Raw genomic sequence first — 16,376 nt, 5'->3', positions numbered from 1 at the left:
CCTATACTTTAGACTGGTATTCATTTACGAAGGCGCTGTAAAGATGCTGCGAATACTCCAGATCTTCTCCGTGACAGATTGATAATTTTCCAGGAGCCACTTTCTGTATGGTTTTCGTGCTTCGCATCGCCCGGTCCATATTAGCAGTAAACTGTTTCATTGGAGGGCCTATACGCCCATTTTTAGAAGTAATCATGTCACCAGTGATCAGCACGTCATCTTTTTTATGATAATAAGCGGTATGACCCGGCGAGTGCCCCGGCGTAAAATATGGATCAATTCCCATCATGGAATGAAAAACGCCACGGCTGTCCCCCGGCAGCTGCTTTACAGAAAATCCTTTTGTATAATCGGCCGGTTTTTTACGGTTAGGATAAGGTTTTTCCCCCGTTATGTAAGGAATCTCGAGCCCATGAATATAAACAGGTGCATTTACTTTATCCTGAATATAAGCGAGTCCGCCTACATGATCCGGATGACCGTGGGTTAATAAAATCATCTGAACCCGTCCAAAACGCGCTGCTTCTTTTAAAATTCTCGGCGCCATTGGCCGGATGCCCGTATCGATAATGATTGATCCGTTCTCATGCTTCACGACCCAGGCGCTGATGGTAATACCTACTTTCATGTGCACCTTAATAATATTTTCACTCACCTGGCTTACTTTCACCATCTGCGATCCACTCCTTTCTTCCTTTTCCCTTCCCTTCCCTTCCTGCTTCCGATTAACGCTTTATTTTTTCGGGAAAGAGAATAACGCTGATCTAAATCTAATCATCTGTTTACAGTGTACACAATATTGTATATAAAATTCTACCGCGAAAGGATGTTATTTATGCTCTCCCCCTGCCCTAACAGTCCAAATTGCGTTTCCACCATGAGCTCCCCTGAAGATAAACGTCATTACATGGAGCCCATCCAGTATTCAGGCAGCCCGGAAACAGCGAAAAGCACTATTCGACATATCATTCAGCAGCAGAAGTATGCGGAAATTGTTCATGAGGATGATAACTATATTTCGGCTGTATTCACGACCCCGGTACTTAAATTCAAGGATGACGTCGTATTTTATTTCGGAAATCATGGGCACGTCCATTTCCGTTCGGCTTCAAGGCTCGGTAAAGGTGATATGGGTAAAAATAAAAATAGAATGAAAGAAATTACTGCCCGGTTTTATGACCAAAATAATGAATAATAAATAAGAAAAATTTCTTGTTTTTATTGAATTCCTCCCCCTTTTATAGTAAAGTCGGATTTGTTGATATTGATAATCTTTTTCAATTAGGGGGATATACATATGAATAAAAAGACTTTTTTAACATTTTTAACGATACCCGCTTTATCGCTTTCACTTGCTGCATGCAGCTCTTCAGACGACAGCAGCGGCTCGGAGGAATCCGGCAGCAATGAGGAATCTTCTGAAAACAGCGAATCTGTGACGGTAACAGATGGGTATGACAACGAAGTAACACTCGAGGAAACACCAGAAGATGTAGTCGCCCTTGAATGGGTGTATGCAGAAGACTTGCTCGCTCTGGGTATGCAGCCTGCCGGTATTGCTGACCTGGACGGCTATAACGATTATTTATCCGATATCGAGCCCGCTCCTTCCGGAGATGTGCAGGACGTTGGGACGAGACAGGAGCCAAGCCTCGAGCGCATTGCCGAACTTGAACCCGATTTGATTATCACTGCCGGCTACCGTCATGAAGATATCAAAGAAGAGCTTGAAGAAATTGCACCGACGCTGATGTATAATCCATATCCTCCAGAAGGAGAAGGCAATCAGTACGAGGAGATGGAATCAACCTTTGAGAGCATCGCCACAGCTGTTGGAGAGGAAGACCAGGCGGAGCAGGTATTAAATGATCTGGACAGCACCTACGACGACCTGTCAACAGAAATTGAAGACGCTGGCCAGGATAATGAAGAAGTACTGCTTTCCCTTTCTTATCTGGCAAATGAAAATGTCACTTTCCGTCTGTTTGCCGACAATTCGCTTGCCGCCCAGACGATGGAGCAGATTGGTGTCGAGAATGCCTATGAGGCTGAACAGTTTGAAGAATACGGCTATACCGAAACCGGCGTCGACGCTCTCGAGGATTATCAGGACCAGACGTTTATAGATATCCCCACACCGGAAGGCGATCGTGATAATATTGAAGAAACGCTGAATAATAATGAAGTATGGAACAGCCTTTCTTTCGTCGAAAACGATGATGTTCACCGTCTTCCGAGCTCTACATGGCCTTATGGCGGTCCGCTTTCATCCGAAGTATTCGCTGAAGAGGTTGCAGACGCTTTAACAAATGAGGAGTAATTATGAATTCGCCTTTCGTTTCAAGAGCTGTTCTGCTGTATACTAGCGGAGCAGCTCTTCTCTTGCTGCTAGTATATCTGCACCTTGTGCAGAGCACCGGTACTTTTTCAGTTCGTTTCTGGTGGGATCTCCTTCAGAATACCGAATCTACAGAAAGCAGTATTTTCCGGACTGTGTATTTGCCGAGGATCGTTATCGGCATACTTTCTGGTATAGCTTTAGCTGCTTCCGGTGTTATTTTTCAAACTATCACAAAAAATCCTCTGGCAGCGCCGAGTACCTTAGGCGTCCATGCGGGAGCCTATTTCTTTATCGTTGCTTTTGCTACAATACTGCCGGACTGGCTGGGCCTAAGCGGATTCATTGCTGCGTTTGTCGGCGGGTGTTTGGCAGCATTGATGGTGTTTACGATGGCCGGCGGACTTGAAGCTACACCGGTCCGGATGGCATTGGCCGGGCTTGTGCTTTCTATCGCCTTTTCGTCATTTACCGCTGTTCTGCAAATATTTTTTGAAGTGCAGACAGCCGGCTTGTTCTTGTGGGGAAATGGCACTCTTGTGCAGCAGGATTGGAGCGGAGTCCGCTTTGTCTTTCCTGTACTGATTGTGCTTTTATTTCTGGTGTTCTTTTACGCTCCCCGCCTCGATATCCTGCTTCTCGGTAAAAACCAGGCGGCTACACTTGGAGAAAACGTACGGGCTACGCAGGCATTGATGTTTTTTCTTGCCGTAGGTCTTACTGCCATCGTCGTAAGTGTTGTTGGACCCATAGGATTTATCGGCCTGGTAGCTCCTCATTTGACACGACTGATGGGCTATCAGCTTCATTCCAACCTTCTGTTTGGTTCCATGCTTTGGGGGGCCGTGCTCCTCATTGGGGCCGACGTGCTTGGAAGAGCGGTTGACCCTTCCCTCAGTGAGCTCCCTGTTGGTGCTGTTACCTCGATAGTCGGCGCTCCGTTTCTCGTGTGGCTGATTTTAAAGCACCGGGGCTCTTTTTTCGGCACAGAGCAGCAAAGTGCTATTGGGGGAGGGCGTAAAAGGCGGGAGCTGAAATACCCTGTCGTTTTAACAGGTGCTGTAACATTTACCGCTCTCGTTTTTTATGCGGGATTAGCCAGTGGCTCCACAGGATTCAGCTTTGTGGACACCTGGCAGGCACTCTTCACAGAGGAAGGCAGCGGCCAGCGGTTCATCATATTCGACTTAAGGCTCGGAAGGCTTTTAACGGCGCTTACAGCTGGCATGCTGCTTGCACTAAGCGGCATGCTGTATCAGGGTATTCTGCGCAATCCCCTCGCAGATCCTTCAGTGCTCGGGGTGACTTCAGGAGCAGGCGCGGGTGCTCTGTTTGTGCTTTTTCTTTTCAGGGACATTCCAACTGCCTTTATTCCGATTGGCGCTATTGCCGGGGCTTTCGCAGCGGTAGGCGTGATTTTGTTTTTCTCCTGGAAAACTAAATTTCACCCCGCTGTACTGGCGCTTCTCGGTATCGCCCTGTCTGCTGTGGGCGGCGCCCTGTCACAAATTATGATAACCCGTTTTAATTTAAACGCTGCCGCTGCTTTAACATGGCTGTCCGGCAGTACGTATGCGACTGGCTACGAAGAGCTTCAGCAGTTTCTGCTGCTCCCGCTTGCCGTAAGTATACCGCTTGCCTGGTATTTAGCGCCTTCCCTAAATGTGCTTGCGCTCGGGGACCAGACAGCGATCGCTCTTGGAGAACGTTTAACCTTTGCCCGCTGGACCGCTGTACTGCTTGCCACCTTCTGTGCCGCCATGGCAGTAGCTGCCGTTGGCACGATTGGATTCATCGGACTTGTAGCGCCTCACTTAGCCCGTATGCTTGTCGGGCAGGATTACATGCGCATTTTTCCTGTAGCTTTGTTTATCGGCGGCTCTCTTCTTGTGTTTTCCGATACGATCGGACGCACCGTGCTCGCCCCTGATGAAATCCCATCGGGACTCGTGGCTGCTGTGATCGGCACCCCGTTCTTTTTATGGTTGATGCACAGAAGCTCTAAATCGTAATAATCATGCAGAAAGAAAGCCAAGAACCCGCGGAAGGGGTTCTTGGCTTTACTTTTTTTAATTCGTCTGTGATAAGTCCGTGGCAGAAGCAGGGGTGCGCTCGATTAAATCATACGTCATGCAAAGGGGTTTGCCGCTCTTTGGATCGGTTACCACATGGGCATCAATGCCAAATACCTGCCTGAGTACATTTTTACAAATAACGTCATTAGGGCAGCCAATACACTGTACTTCTCCGCTGCACATGGCAATTAAATGATCGGAAAAGCGGGCAGCATGATTTAAATCATGAAGCACCATTACAATCGTTCGGCTTTCTTTCTCATTCAGCTTTTGAAGCAGTTCAAGAACTTCAAGCTGATGGGCCATATCCAGGTAAGTAGTCGGCTCATCGAGCAGCAGCAGGTCCGTATCCTGGGCAAGGGCCATTGCGATCCAGGCCCGCTGGCGCTGTCCGCCGGACAGGGAATCTAGCGTGCGACCCGCAAATTCTAAAACTCCCGTGTCTTTCATGGCGCCCTGAATAGCCTCGTGGTCCTCTGAAGTTAATTTCCGGGTACGCTTGCGATGCGGATGCCGGCCGAATGATACCAGCTGTTCCACTGTCAACGTAAGTGGAATATCCGGAGTCTGAGCAAGCATTGCCATGTTTTTGGCCACATCTTTTGTTTTCATTTCATGAATGGATTTGCCGTCTAAGTACACGCCGCCTTCTTCAGGGGTCAGTATACGGGACAGGGATTTCAGGATCGTGGATTTCCCACAGCCGTTTGGCCCGATAATAGAAGTAATTTTTCCTTCAGGTATGTCAACGCTGATATTTTTCAGGACTTGTTTATTTTCGTAAGAAACGTCTACTTGCTCTGCTTGAAGTCTTGCCACCGTCGCAAGCCCCTTTCTTTTCTGCAATCTTAATCTTATTCCAGGCCGTTTATAAAATTGATAATGATTTTCATTTAAAATTATAACGATTTTGAGTTAAAATAGCAAACAGATGCACAAATTTATTATGGAGGCGGATGCTGCTATGACTCTTCGTGAACTTGATCATAAGCTGGACATGTTAAAATCAGATTATGTACGCATACAGGGAGATTTGGAAAAACTTGAATCTTTCGGAGGCAACACAGACGGCATTATGCGCGAGCTCGACATTCTTGAAAAGGAAATGCACGAGATTAATACACAAATTAGGGAATACAATAAATAAGCGGGCCGCGACTGGCCCGCTTTTCTTTTATCTCGAATTATTTATCTAAATATCTTCTTGCACCCGCATACTCATCTGCATACCCGGAATCTTCCAGATTTACGATTTCAACTGCGCTCCGGGAATTCGGCGAATGAATCATGTCACCACCGCCGATGTACATACTGACGTGGTGGACCCGTCCTTCCCCATTATCATAGGCGAAAAACAAAAGATCCCCCGGCTCCAGGTCTTCTTTAGCTACTCGATGACCTTGCTCTGCCTGTACACTGGAATCTCTCGGAATTTCTATGCCATTAGCGGCAAAAATAGTATGTGTGAACCCTGAACAGTCAAATCCAAACCCTGACATCCCTGCCCATAGGTATGGAAGGCCGAGAAACTGTTTTCCGTCTGCAATAATATCCTCCGCCCCAGGGGATGGAATATCTTCCTCGCTATCATATATTTCAATATCTGATTCATCAACCCACTTATTTCCGTCCGAAGGGGTAGCTACCAAGACTTCTCCCTGATGCTCCTTTACAACCGGTAAACGGGTGTTATAGCTCAGGTCTTTGTAATTTTTTCTCCCCTTTTTATCATAAGTTAATTCTGCGGTCGGAGAAGTAATGAGAGCAAATGGTTCATCTTCTAATTTTTCCATCCGATTACTCTCGGTTATTTGTTCTTCCGGGACCCACCCGGGATAACCCAATTCATTTCTTGGAGTCTCCTGGCCTTCCGCTGCTACTTTTACCCATCCATTCTTTTTTTCAAGAACGTGCACCTTTGAGCCAAACAACGCCTGGCTTTCCAGATTCCCAACGAGCCAGAGCTTTTCATCTACGCTCATCGACGCTGTCCATTCATTCAGGCTGGCCGGGTTGGAGGCTGAGGGAAGATCAGTTTCCCGGAGAATATCCGGCTCCGTCCACATCGTCATTGCACTCACCTCTGTATAAGCCGTCTCATTCACTTCTGCTGCACTCGCAGAGCCGGCCGTGAATGCTGCTCCTATAACTGCAATCATAACAGTTGAAATCCAGTGACCTCTCTTCATCGCAGTTCCCCCTTTTCATATTTGGTATGCGCCCTCTGCGCGGGATTCATTGCTTGTACCTGATGCCCTTCAAAAGATACGGCAGTAACAGTATTTTCCTGCAGCCATTTTGGAGCATCCAAATCCACCATCTTAATATTAGGATGGGCAAGCGCCAGCTCAGCTGCCGGCGAAACGCTTATTGTCGATTCCATCATGCTTCCCATCATGCACGGAACACCCGACGCTTCTGCAATATCAGCAATTTTCCACGCCTCCAGCAGTCCCCCGCATTTCATGAGTTTAATATTAATCATGTCGCAGGCACGCTGTTCGATGAGCCTGCTGGCATCTGTATACGTTTTACAGCTTTCATCCGCCATAATAGGCGTTCTGGTAGATTCTGTGACTTTTTTTAAACCGGCCCAGTCATCGGCTGCTACGGGCTGTTCTATAAACTGTACCGGGATGTGTTCTTTTTCAAGCTGCTGAATAAATGCTATTGCTTCTTTAGAAGTCCACCCCTGGTTGGCATCAATCCTCAACATGACGCCTTGGGGAAGCACTTCAGTGATGGCGCGGATTCTTTGATGATCTTTTTTGATATCATCTCCGACTTTCATTTTCAAATAGAGGTAACCTTCGTTTATATATTGTTCTGCTGTATTTTTCATTTGTGCTGGTTCTTCCATACTGATCGTCATATCATTTTCAAATACAGCCGGTGTTCCTCCCAGCCACTGCAGGAGACTGCAGTGGCGCTTTTGAACAAATGCATCTATAACAGCCATTTCCACTGCTGCTTTGGCACTGGGGTTCCCGTAGCAGCTCTGCTTAAGTCTCCGTACATTTTCCTGCAGAGCTTCGTTTTCTGCTCCTGCAAGTGCCTCTGCAGCCGGACCGTTAATAACTGTTTCGATGCTTGAAGGAGATTCTCCCGTCACAGCAAGAGCTGGAGCTGCTCCCCCTTTCCCTATAGTACCGTCAGTCAGTATTACACTTACTTCAACATTTTCAATGCTTGTAACTGTCCTTATGGACGTAACAAAAGGTCGATTCAAAGGAATGATTTTTCTTTTCGTTTTAAGAGAAGCTATTTCCATTCAACATCCCACCTCTTAAATTCTTGATAAGATTTCCGCTACCGCGACACCGACGACTGTGCCCATAAATGAGCCAATTAATGCCATCATTACGCCTATTGGGACCAGAGTACGGCTGAAGGCTCCTGCAAGCACTGGAGCAGAGGCCATACCTCCAATATTGGCCAGACTTGCGATGCCGAGGGTAAAAAGGTCAAGCCGGAACAGTTTTGCTAAAAGCAGCATAATAGCTCCGTGGAAAAATAAAATCATAAATCCGGAGATAATATACGCTGGAACTTCAGCAATATTTGAAAAATCTGCGTTGGAAGCAATTAGAGCTATGATCGTGTAAAGCATCAAATAGCCTATATCCATTGTCCCCGTTAACCTGGCAACCGGCGTTACAGCAAGACCCAGACCCAAAACGGTAACAATTAATATCGTCCACGTTGTTGCATTCACAGCATTACCAGCTTCAGGAAGCGTATTTCCTGCTGCAATGGCAAGCGAAGCTACCAGCATAGAAAATCCTAAGCAGACAATAATTTCTACGTATGTTAGAGGTTTTGTTTCTTTTTCCTCAAGAGACAAATTATACTGCATCTGATCAATGCTTTCTGTTTTCGCTTTTGTAAACCGGTTGAATGCGAATTGGAAAGGAACAAGCCAAAATAAAAGCATTACCCAAAACGAATAGTTTACTGTATCCATAATTAAAGCATAGCCAAATAAATTCTCAGGGACTTCAAGAATCCCCTGCAGCGCTACAAGATTTGCTGAACCTCCCGTCCATGAACCAGCCAGGGCTGCAAAAGCCTTCCACGTTTCCGTGTCTAAAAAACCCTGCATAATATAATATGTAACCGTAAAACCGCCAACTATACTAATCACAGCTACAACATAGCTAAGTAGCATTTTTGGCCCCAGTTTGATAATCTGCAGAATGTTACAGTTTAATAAAAATAGAAATATCATTGCCGGCAGTAGAAGAGAACGTATGCCTGAATTTAACTCACCGAGAGCCTCGGAGCCACTGAATACCCCAAAGGTGTTTAACAGAGCGGCAACGATGTAGATGAGCACCACTGTAGGTACGTACTTAAAAAATTTACTTTTTGTCACTTTTTCCGTACCTACGAGAAGTGCAACCATCGCAATCAAAACACTAATGTAAAGAGCTCCGTTTTCTATCATGCTGAATAACCTCCTTTAGATTGTTAAATATAAATAAACCCAGCAAAGAGAAAAGATCTCTTTGCTGGGTTTTATCCGGTAAGATAAAGCAGCACTGCTTACATATCAGCCTTTATTTGCTTATACTTTAAGCTGGCGTTGCGCAGGGCAACAATCATCGCTTTCTGGGACGAGCCGTGATAACGTTTTTGAATAATTTCTACAAGATGCTCACTTTCCTGAATCGAAGCTTCTGCGAATATTTCTTTTACAAACCGGGCTGTTAAAGAAAGAATAGCAGAACATTCTGCCTCCAGGATTTCATCCGTTAGAGTATCCACTACAAATCCAATAAAAAATACCTGATATTGTTCAGTGATCGGGTTATTCGAAGGAGATTTAGCCTCTCCCACAATGTAAATAGTATTCTTGTTGTACAAATGTTTTTCACCACCTGATTGCTAAAAGAAGAACGCTTTGGGTAAAGGTTCCTTTTACCAGAGGAGTAATATGTTTGAAAATTATGATATCGTACTTTTCTAAATTACGCAATTCTTATTTTTATTTATCCTTCGCTTTTGAACTTTCAGTCAGTTTCCTAATGCTGAAAAAGGGAAAGACATAGTAGAGAAAGATACGAAGATTTAGGAGGAGTAGTATGTCCCAAGTTGAAAATATTTTATTTAACCAGCAGCATATAAGCAACCACATTTTTAAAAACAAGCTGATTGTCGCTCCGATGACACGGATTAGCGCAGATGACGATGGTACGCCGAATGACCGGATGCGCAGATACTATGAGCGTTATGCTCTTGGCGGTTTTTCCGCTGTTATTTCGGAGGGGATTTACACCGATGAAATCTACAGCCAGGGATACGCCAATCAGCCCGGACTCGCCAATGAACATCATCAGGAAGGATGGAAGCCGATTACTCAAGCAGTCAAAGAGCATGGAAGCAAAATGATTGCCCAGCTCATGCATGCCGGCGCTCAGTCCCAGTATAATCAATACACAAGCGAGACTGCTTCCGCTTCTCCCGTACAGCCTCCCGCTGAAAAAGTATCTTCCTACGGCGGACAGGGGGCTTTCCCCGTCCCGAAGGCCATGGATGAAAATGATATGGACACCGCTAAGCAGGGATTTGTGGAGGCAGCCCTCCGTGCCGCAGAAGCAGGATTTGACGGTGTAGAGCTTCACGGGGCGAATGGCTATCTGCTTGATCAGTTTCTTTCCGAATCCACTAATAAACGTACAGACCAGTACGGCGGTCCTGTAGAAAATCGCGTACGCTTTCTTAATGAAGTCGTCGAAGCCGTTCGCGAAGCCATAGGGCCGATTCCTATTCTTGGCATCCGTATTTCGCAGGCCAAAGTTACGGATGGGTCTTACCGCTGGCCGGGAGGGGAAGCAGACGCCACAGTCATATTCTCCGAGCTCGGGAAGACGCCACTCGATTATATTCATACTACAGACGGCGACGGCCTCGGCGAGGGCTTTGGAAATGACACCTTAAGCATGGCCCAGGCGGCTAAAGAATACAGTGGCCTACCCGTCGTTGCCAATGGGAATCTTGGAGATCCCGAAAAATCCTCCCATGCCATCAATGAAAGTGCTGCTGATTTTGTTTCTCTCGGCAGAACTGCCCTGGCTAATCCCGACGCTCCCCACCGCATTCTCCATGGTCAGTCGATGAACAGCTTCGATCCTTCTCTTATTATGCAGCCGCTTGCTAATGTGAAAGAAGCAGAGCTTGAACAAAACATCTTCAAAGAATAAAAAAAGGAGGGGCCGGATTGGCCTCTCCTATTGTGCAGGGGTTGCGGAAACGAGAAACCGTATTTTTTTCTCCCCTAGCTTAATTTTCACAGGCGTTTCCGTATAAACCTCCCCGTCCGTGTCTGCCTGTTTTACTGGATCTGTAGTCAACTCAATATCTCTGCCAAGCACATGCTCAATAGGACTGTTTTCATTATCAATTTCCTTAGTCCCCATTGTTGCAAAAAATTCTCTCATCAGGCTGTTGCCGCCCTCCGGGATAATGAAGATTTCGAACTGCTCATCCTGCATCGTGGTGTCTCCTACCGGCACCTGGTTTGTACCGATGGAGTGGCCATTCATGATCAGAATCATTACCGCTTCCCCAGTATAGTTTTCTCCGTCAATTTTCATTTGATAAGAAAACACTTCCGGATTCTGAACAGTTTGCAGTGTGCTGATAAAATAGCTTAACTTTCCGATAGCACCTTTTAAGTTTTCATCAATGTTTTCCGACGTTTCCACAATTAAACCTATCCCGTAAAAATTAGCAAAGAAACGCTCATTCATGGAGCCTATATCAATTTCTTTCGTATTCTTTTCGAGCATATCTGTCATAGCCTTTTTTGGGTTCTGTGCCAAACCGAGAGACCTGGAGAAATCATTACAGGTGCCGTACGGGAGCACGCCTACATCAGGGGCATATGGTGATTCCATCAGCCCGTTGATGCTTTCATGAATTGTCCCATCACCGCCGGCAATAAATACCGCCTCTACCTGTTCATCTATCGAAGCGCACGTTTCACGCACATCGTCTTTGGATTGTGTCTGCCTGATAACAAGCTCCACAATGGAAGTTCCCCATACCTGGATAAATGTATTTAACTGCTTTTGTTTTTCATTAACGTCTTTGTTTCCGTTAATAATAAGTAAAGCTTTTTGATACATATGAACGTCTCCCCTATCCTGTCAAATACACGGCTTCTTATTTAGAAGACGCTAACCGTATATTCCCATTTCCAGAGAGAAAAAAACAAGGGAGATGCTTTCTATTTGCAGTGCAGAATCATCCGTCTGGTGCCAGTATATAAATTAGACCAATACATGCGCTCTGCTTCGGGCGGGCACGGCTGGCGTCTCCATACCGATTTCATGCTTGCGCTTTCCGTATATGTCAAAACATGCACTTCCCTTGGGTTTTTTCCGGCAAGCCAGGCCCCTCCTTTTTCGAGAGAAATAAACTGTGCTCCCCGCAGCGTCTTTATGTTCCGGTAAGCCTTCAGGCATTCATCCATCAGGGCTGCATACAGCACAACTTTTTGCGACTCCTGTTCCGGCGAGGAAATACCGATTTTTTTCCAATGTTTTTTCACACATTTTACTACATCCAGCTGACTCTCAATCTTTGCTCCAGTTAATTCTTTCATTACATTCTGAATAATAGAAATAAATAAATCATTAATTTCAGGCGTTATTCTTTTCGCATGATGCTGTTTTTTCATCTCTATACCGCTCCTTCATTAATCACATTTTTGAAGCATCGGGCACTTTGCACACACTTCGTCACTGTTACTCAATGCTTTATAAATAGAACACCAGGATCTTTTCGCATAACAAATAGGTACATTTTGATTTTTGGCCCGTTCCTTTAACTTGGCGGAAACATTGTGATTGATGAAATCAGTAAGCACAAGCACCAGATCAATATTTGGCGGAATTTCCTTTTGCACCATTTTTACTTTTCGCCCGCTGACATGCTTGATGTCCTGAAAGCCTAATTCTTTTAACCGGTCGGGAATGGCTCCCAGTCTGTCTGCCCCAATGATCATCAATCCGTCCATGTTTATCCTCCTATTTGAAAATAATTCTCATTTGTTATGTATAGTTTATTGAAAACGATTCTCAATGTCAATGTTTATTCCTGAGCCCGAAGTTTTTATTCTGTCTTTATGTGGAATATACTTGAGAGAGTATGCCGCCAGTCAGTCAAAAAGGGAGGTACTTGTATGAAAAGCCGCGAAGAAGTTCATATAGAAACATTTACCGTGGGAGATAACGGTACAATACCTAATCATCCTAGTTTTCCTGTGCTCGTTTATGAACAGACTGTCACCGGCTCTGAAAATGTTAAAGAACTTTTTAATAAAAATAACTGGCTGGGAGCATGGAAAGGAAGTGTCTTTAAATACCATCATTATCACAGTAATTCGCATGAGGTGCTTGGCTGCGTAAGTGGTTCCGCCCTTTTGCATATAGGCGGCGAACAGGGGCGGCAGCTTAATGTAAAACACGGCGATATATTGATTCTTCCCGCTGGATACGGCCATAAGCTCATTGAGCAGAGTGAAGACTTTGCAGTTATTGGTGCTTATCCAGGCGGCTCGGATTATGATATGTGTACCGGTGACCCTTCCGAGCGCCCTGAAAAAATTAATAATATTTACCGCGTTCCTCTACCCGATTCCGATCCCGTTTTCGGCTTAGACGGACCACTATTTACTTATTGGAAAAACTTTTCATAAACGAAAGGAAGCTAGTATAAAATGGCGACGAAAACGAGACAAATACTTTTACACGAAAGACCAAAAGGCCTCCCTGACAAAAACACATTTGCATTTAAGCATATAGAAATAGGTGCTCCCGCTGAAGGAGAAGTACTTCTTCAAATGATTTACATTTCTGTGGATCCTTATATGAGAGGAAGAATGGACGACCGCGAATCATACGTCCCTCCTTTTCCGCTTCACAAACCAATTGCCGGCGGCGCCATTGCGAAGGTGGTTGAAAGCCGCGACGATTCTTTAAACGAAGGTGATTACGTGACCGGCAATCTGCCGTGGCAGCAATACGTTAACGTGAGTGCTTCGGATGTACGAAAGGTTCAGGCGGAAGCAGCTCCGGTTTCTGCGTATTTGAACGCTGTCGGCATGCCCGGACTCACTGCTTATTTCGGCACGCTCAGTATCGGTCAGCCTAAGCAGGGAGAAACGTTCGTTATCTCCGGGGGAGCCGGCGCTGTTGGTTCGCTTGCCGGCCAGATTGCCAAAATGCAGGGCGCCCGGGTGGTCGGTATTGCAGGTACCGATGAAAAACTGGATTATATGAAAAGCATTGGATTTGATGAAGTAATTAATTACAAAACAGAAGATTTAACAAAAGCCATCAAGCGGACGTGTCCCGACAAAGTAGACGTATACTTCGATAACGTCGGGGGCGAAATGAGCGATATTGTGCTCGATCATTTAAATAAATTCGCCCGGGTGGTCCAGTGCGGGGCAATCTCTACGTATAATGATCCGGACAATTACGGACCGAGAGTCCAATTCAAGCTCATTAAATCAAGCGCTTTGATGAAAGGCTTCATTGTAGGCGATTACGCTGATGAATTTGAAGAAGCAACCAAACAGCTTGCAGCCTGGGTAGCTTCCGGGGACCTTCAGTATGAAGAAACAATTCTCACTGGGTTTGATCGTATTCCAGAAGCATTCATCGGTTTGTTCACCGGCCGGAACACGGGCAAGCTGCTCGTGGATGTTTCCCAATAAAGTCAAAACGCCGCTGCTTTCACGTACCGCAGGAGGTACACTGCGAAAAAGCCGCCCATCCATACATTGGATAGGCGGCTTTTTATAGTTTCATTAATTTAAAGAGGGGCCTGAAGGCTTCCGAACAGTTTGTTTCTCTCTTGACTGTTCCTTTAGTTCCTCTTTCTTTTTTACTTCATGGTTGCTTGGCGGACTCAGGCTGAGAATTTTGTCTCCTGCCTCAGGCTTTATTGCATTATCAACAGCAAAGAATTCCAGACGTCCAGTCGGTTTTTGAATACCGATCAGCACTACATCTTCCGCCCGGTCATTTAAATAGGACTGGTACGGATATTCTTTTGTTAAAGACGTTAATTTAAACACGTAACCCGCATCTACTTTCCAGTTCAGCTCTTCAAATGTCGCGCCTTTTTCGAACAGAACGCGGCCACCGACCTTTCTCATCAATTCATCGGGTTCATTCCGGTCTGATTGATGCCAGCTGAGCTGAAACAGATCCTTCCTTCCGAATTCAGGGACAAAGGTGGTGCACACGAGCGAATTATAAGAATCCCGGTCGGTAGCCGCGATAATTTTATTATAGGGAGTCATGTCCAGTGAATACTCCGACTGCTCAGAAAGAATCTCTCCCCGGTAGTAAGCGATTCCTGCTTTACGTGCGTTGAACAAATGTTCAAACGAAGAATCGGCAATCAATACCGGCACATTCATTTCCTTCAGCTTTTGGGCAAGGCTTGTAGTGAAGGAGCTTCCTCCTACAAACAGAACTCCCGGAAGCCCCTCTTTTGAAAGGTTTAACTTTCTGGCAAGCGGCCCAATCGTAAACCCGTGGAAGCATACAGTCGCAAACACGAGCGCAAACGTAAGCGGGGTAATAATGGAAGCCCCGGCGTAGTTGTATTCTTCAAGGACATTCGCAAAATACCCTGCTACCGTCAAAGCTACAATTCCCCGGGGAGCGATCCAGCCGATAAGAGCTTTTTCCCCGAATGTTAAATCGGTCCCCATGGTCGACAGCCAGATTGAAAGCGGGCGAACTAAAAACAGCATCAAAAGAACGTAAGCAATAATTTGCGGGTCGAAAATCTGCATCAGTGTATCCCGGTCGAGTGATGCTGTCAGCATAATAAATATACCCGAAATCAGCAGCACAGAAATATTTTCTTTAAAGTGCTGCATGTCGCTGATGGAGCTTATATGAAGATTTGCAAGCGTCATTCCCATCGCAGTGACGGCCAACAATCCCGTTTCATGCATAACTACGTCAGAAATGACAAAGCTTGCAATCACCATGGACAGAACGACCGGAGATTTCAGGAACTCCGGCACATGCCCACGTTCAAAGGTCCACCCGATAATTCTACCGAATAGAATCCCCAGAAAAACAGCAAACAACGAGGCCATAAAGAAATTGACGAGCGAGACGAAGGTGGACTCTTCGGAGGTAAAGGTCCGGATAATTTCAAACGCAAACACTGCCAGGAGAGCACCAAACGGGTCAACGACAATACCTTCCCATTTAAGTATTCGGGCCGGCCTCGGCTTCAGCTTGGCCTGCCGGAGGAGCGGCAGGATGACGGTAGGGCCCGTAACGATCAGCAAACCACCGATAATAAAGGATACTTCCCATGATAAGCCAGCCACAAAATGGGCTGTTAATGAACCAAGTATCCAGGCCAGAAGAGCTCCTATTGTGATGATACGATACACAGGCTTTTGAAGCCCCTGAAGTCCCCTGAAATCAAGATTCAGGCTTCCTTCAAATAATATTATGGCTACAGCAATCGATACGATAGGGCCATACAGATCGCCAAATGCTTCGGAAGGATTAATCAGCCCAAATATCGGCCCGATCAAAAGTCCGGCAACAGACATAACGACTATGGCCGGCAGTCTGGAGAACCAGGCAAGCCACTGGGAGCCGATTCCGACGGCACCGATCAGCATTAGTTGAAACAATAGAGAGTCCAGCATATATTTTCCCTTCTTTCCACTCCCATTTTTTATTTTTGGGTTTAATCTTGTATGTAATTCGTATTCCTTTCACTTTTTAATCACTTGAAATAAAAAGATACTATACTAAACCCTATCGTTTCAATCAAAGCAGTTTATAAAAATATATTTTTTCATAAAAAAGCACGCTTTTACACAAAGCATGCTTCAGATTGTAGACAAAGGCCTCCGAAAATGAATTTCGGAGGCCTTTGTTTGTGCCATTGAGGGAGAAAGAAGCCTC

The 16,376-nt window shown here is 45.6% G+C and carries 17 protein-coding genes; 7 read left to right on the top strand and 10 right to left on the bottom strand.

Translation table 11 applies throughout. The annotated features are described in order from the left end of the window. Position 1: 1 nt before the first annotated feature. Positions 2-673, bottom strand: a complete 672-nt coding sequence (locus ACTRXH_RS13165; RefSeq protein ID WP_474263479.1) for an MBL fold metallo-hydrolase — start codon at positions 671-673, stop codon at positions 2-4. A gap of 162 nt (positions 674-835) precedes the next feature. Here ACTRXH_RS13165 and ACTRXH_RS13160 point away from each other — a divergent pair, with 162 nt between their 5' ends. The 3 genes from ACTRXH_RS13160 (at position 836) to ACTRXH_RS13150 (ending at position 4,350) form a co-directional block, all read left to right on the top strand. Continuing rightward, positions 836-1,195, top strand: a complete 360-nt coding sequence (locus tag ACTRXH_RS13160; protein WP_462864905.1) for a DUF1499 domain-containing protein — start codon at positions 836-838, stop codon at positions 1,193-1,195. A gap of 102 nt (positions 1,196-1,297) precedes the next feature. Further along, positions 1,298-2,320, top strand: a complete 1,023-nt coding sequence (locus tag ACTRXH_RS13155; protein WP_474282538.1) for an ABC transporter substrate-binding protein — start codon at positions 1,298-1,300, stop codon at positions 2,318-2,320. Positions 2,321-2,322: 2 nt separating this feature from the next. Then, a complete protein-coding gene (locus tag ACTRXH_RS13150) occupies positions 2,323-4,350 on the top strand; it encodes an iron ABC transporter permease (protein ID WP_474282536.1) in 2,028 nt (675 codons plus the stop codon). Positions 4,351-4,407: 57 nt separating this feature from the next. On the opposite strand, the gene ACTRXH_RS13145 is transcribed toward ACTRXH_RS13150, so the two are convergent. Continuing rightward, entirely contained in the window at positions 4,408-5,232 is an 825-nt protein-coding gene (locus tag ACTRXH_RS13145; protein WP_474263471.1) for an ABC transporter ATP-binding protein, read from the bottom strand. A 145-nt stretch (positions 5,233-5,377) separates the two neighbouring features. Between ACTRXH_RS13145 and ACTRXH_RS13140 the strand changes: the two genes are divergently transcribed. Beyond that, on the top strand, positions 5,378-5,560 hold the full coding sequence (locus tag ACTRXH_RS13140; protein WP_322526008.1) for an SE1832 family protein: 183 nt from the start codon (positions 5,378-5,380) through the stop codon (positions 5,558-5,560). A gap of 37 nt (positions 5,561-5,597) precedes the next feature. Here ACTRXH_RS13140 and ACTRXH_RS13135 read toward each other — a convergent pair whose 3' ends face one another. The 4 genes from ACTRXH_RS13135 to ACTRXH_RS13120 form a co-directional block, all read right to left on the bottom strand. Next, positions 5,598-6,602: a C40 family peptidase gene (locus tag ACTRXH_RS13135; RefSeq protein WP_474282534.1), complete on the bottom strand. Its 1,005-nt coding sequence runs from the start codon at positions 6,600-6,602 to the stop codon at positions 5,598-5,600. After that, positions 6,599-7,684: a dipeptide epimerase gene (locus ACTRXH_RS13130; protein WP_474282532.1), complete on the bottom strand. Its 1,086-nt coding sequence runs from the start codon at positions 7,682-7,684 to the stop codon at positions 6,599-6,601. The genes ACTRXH_RS13135 and ACTRXH_RS13130 overlap by 4 nt, the downstream gene beginning before the upstream one ends. Positions 7,685-7,699: 15 nt before the next feature. Then, positions 7,700-8,860, bottom strand: a complete 1,161-nt coding sequence (locus ACTRXH_RS13125; protein ID WP_474282530.1) for a DUF819 family protein — start codon at positions 8,858-8,860, stop codon at positions 7,700-7,702. A gap of 98 nt (positions 8,861-8,958) precedes the next feature. Beyond that, positions 8,959-9,279 (bottom strand): DUF3870 domain-containing protein, encoded by a 321-nt coding sequence (locus ACTRXH_RS13120; protein WP_474282528.1) that lies wholly within the window; start codon positions 9,277-9,279, stop codon positions 8,959-8,961. A 218-nt stretch (positions 9,280-9,497) separates the two neighbouring features. Here ACTRXH_RS13120 and ACTRXH_RS13115 point away from each other — a divergent pair, with 218 nt between their 5' ends. Next, the gene (locus ACTRXH_RS13115; protein ID WP_474264228.1) at positions 9,498-10,616 is read left to right on the top strand and encodes an oxidoreductase; all 1,119 of its coding nucleotides are present in this window, start codon (positions 9,498-9,500) and stop codon (positions 10,614-10,616) included. A gap of 27 nt (positions 10,617-10,643) precedes the next feature. Here the strand turns inward: ACTRXH_RS13115 and ACTRXH_RS13110 are convergent, their stop codons facing one another. From ACTRXH_RS13110 to ACTRXH_RS13100, 3 genes are all read right to left on the bottom strand, one after another. Beyond that, positions 10,644-11,543, bottom strand: a complete 900-nt coding sequence (locus ACTRXH_RS13110) for a diacylglycerol/lipid kinase family protein (RefSeq protein ID WP_474264226.1) — start codon at positions 11,541-11,543, stop codon at positions 10,644-10,646. 101 nt (positions 11,544-11,644) lie between these two features. Further along, the gene (locus ACTRXH_RS13105) at positions 11,645-12,097 is read right to left on the bottom strand and encodes a hypothetical protein (RefSeq protein ID WP_474282526.1); all 453 of its coding nucleotides are present in this window, start codon (positions 12,095-12,097) and stop codon (positions 11,645-11,647) included. Positions 12,098-12,115: 18 nt separating this feature from the next. Continuing rightward, on the bottom strand, positions 12,116-12,436 hold the full coding sequence (locus tag ACTRXH_RS13100) for a DUF2325 domain-containing protein (protein ID WP_091616031.1): 321 nt from the start codon (positions 12,434-12,436) through the stop codon (positions 12,116-12,118). Positions 12,437-12,601: 165 nt separating this feature from the next. Between ACTRXH_RS13100 and ACTRXH_RS13095 the strand changes: the two genes are divergently transcribed. Beyond that, positions 12,602-13,117, top strand: a complete 516-nt coding sequence (locus ACTRXH_RS13095; protein ID WP_474282524.1) for a cupin domain-containing protein — start codon at positions 12,602-12,604, stop codon at positions 13,115-13,117. Between the two features lie 21 nt (positions 13,118-13,138). After that, entirely contained in the window at positions 13,139-14,140 is a 1,002-nt protein-coding gene (locus tag ACTRXH_RS13090; protein WP_474264220.1) for an NADP-dependent oxidoreductase, read from the top strand. Between the two features lie 93 nt (positions 14,141-14,233). Here the strand turns inward: ACTRXH_RS13090 and ACTRXH_RS13085 are convergent, their stop codons facing one another. After that, on the bottom strand, positions 14,234-16,114 hold the full coding sequence (locus ACTRXH_RS13085) for a cation:proton antiporter (protein ID WP_474263660.1): 1,881 nt from the start codon (positions 16,112-16,114) through the stop codon (positions 14,234-14,236). Between the last annotated feature and the right edge of the window lie 262 nt (positions 16,115-16,376).

The sequence above is a fragment of the Marinococcus sp. LNHM5E3-2.1 genome, from assembly GCF_056034365.1.
This window is presented reverse-complemented; position numbering and strand designations above follow the sequence as displayed.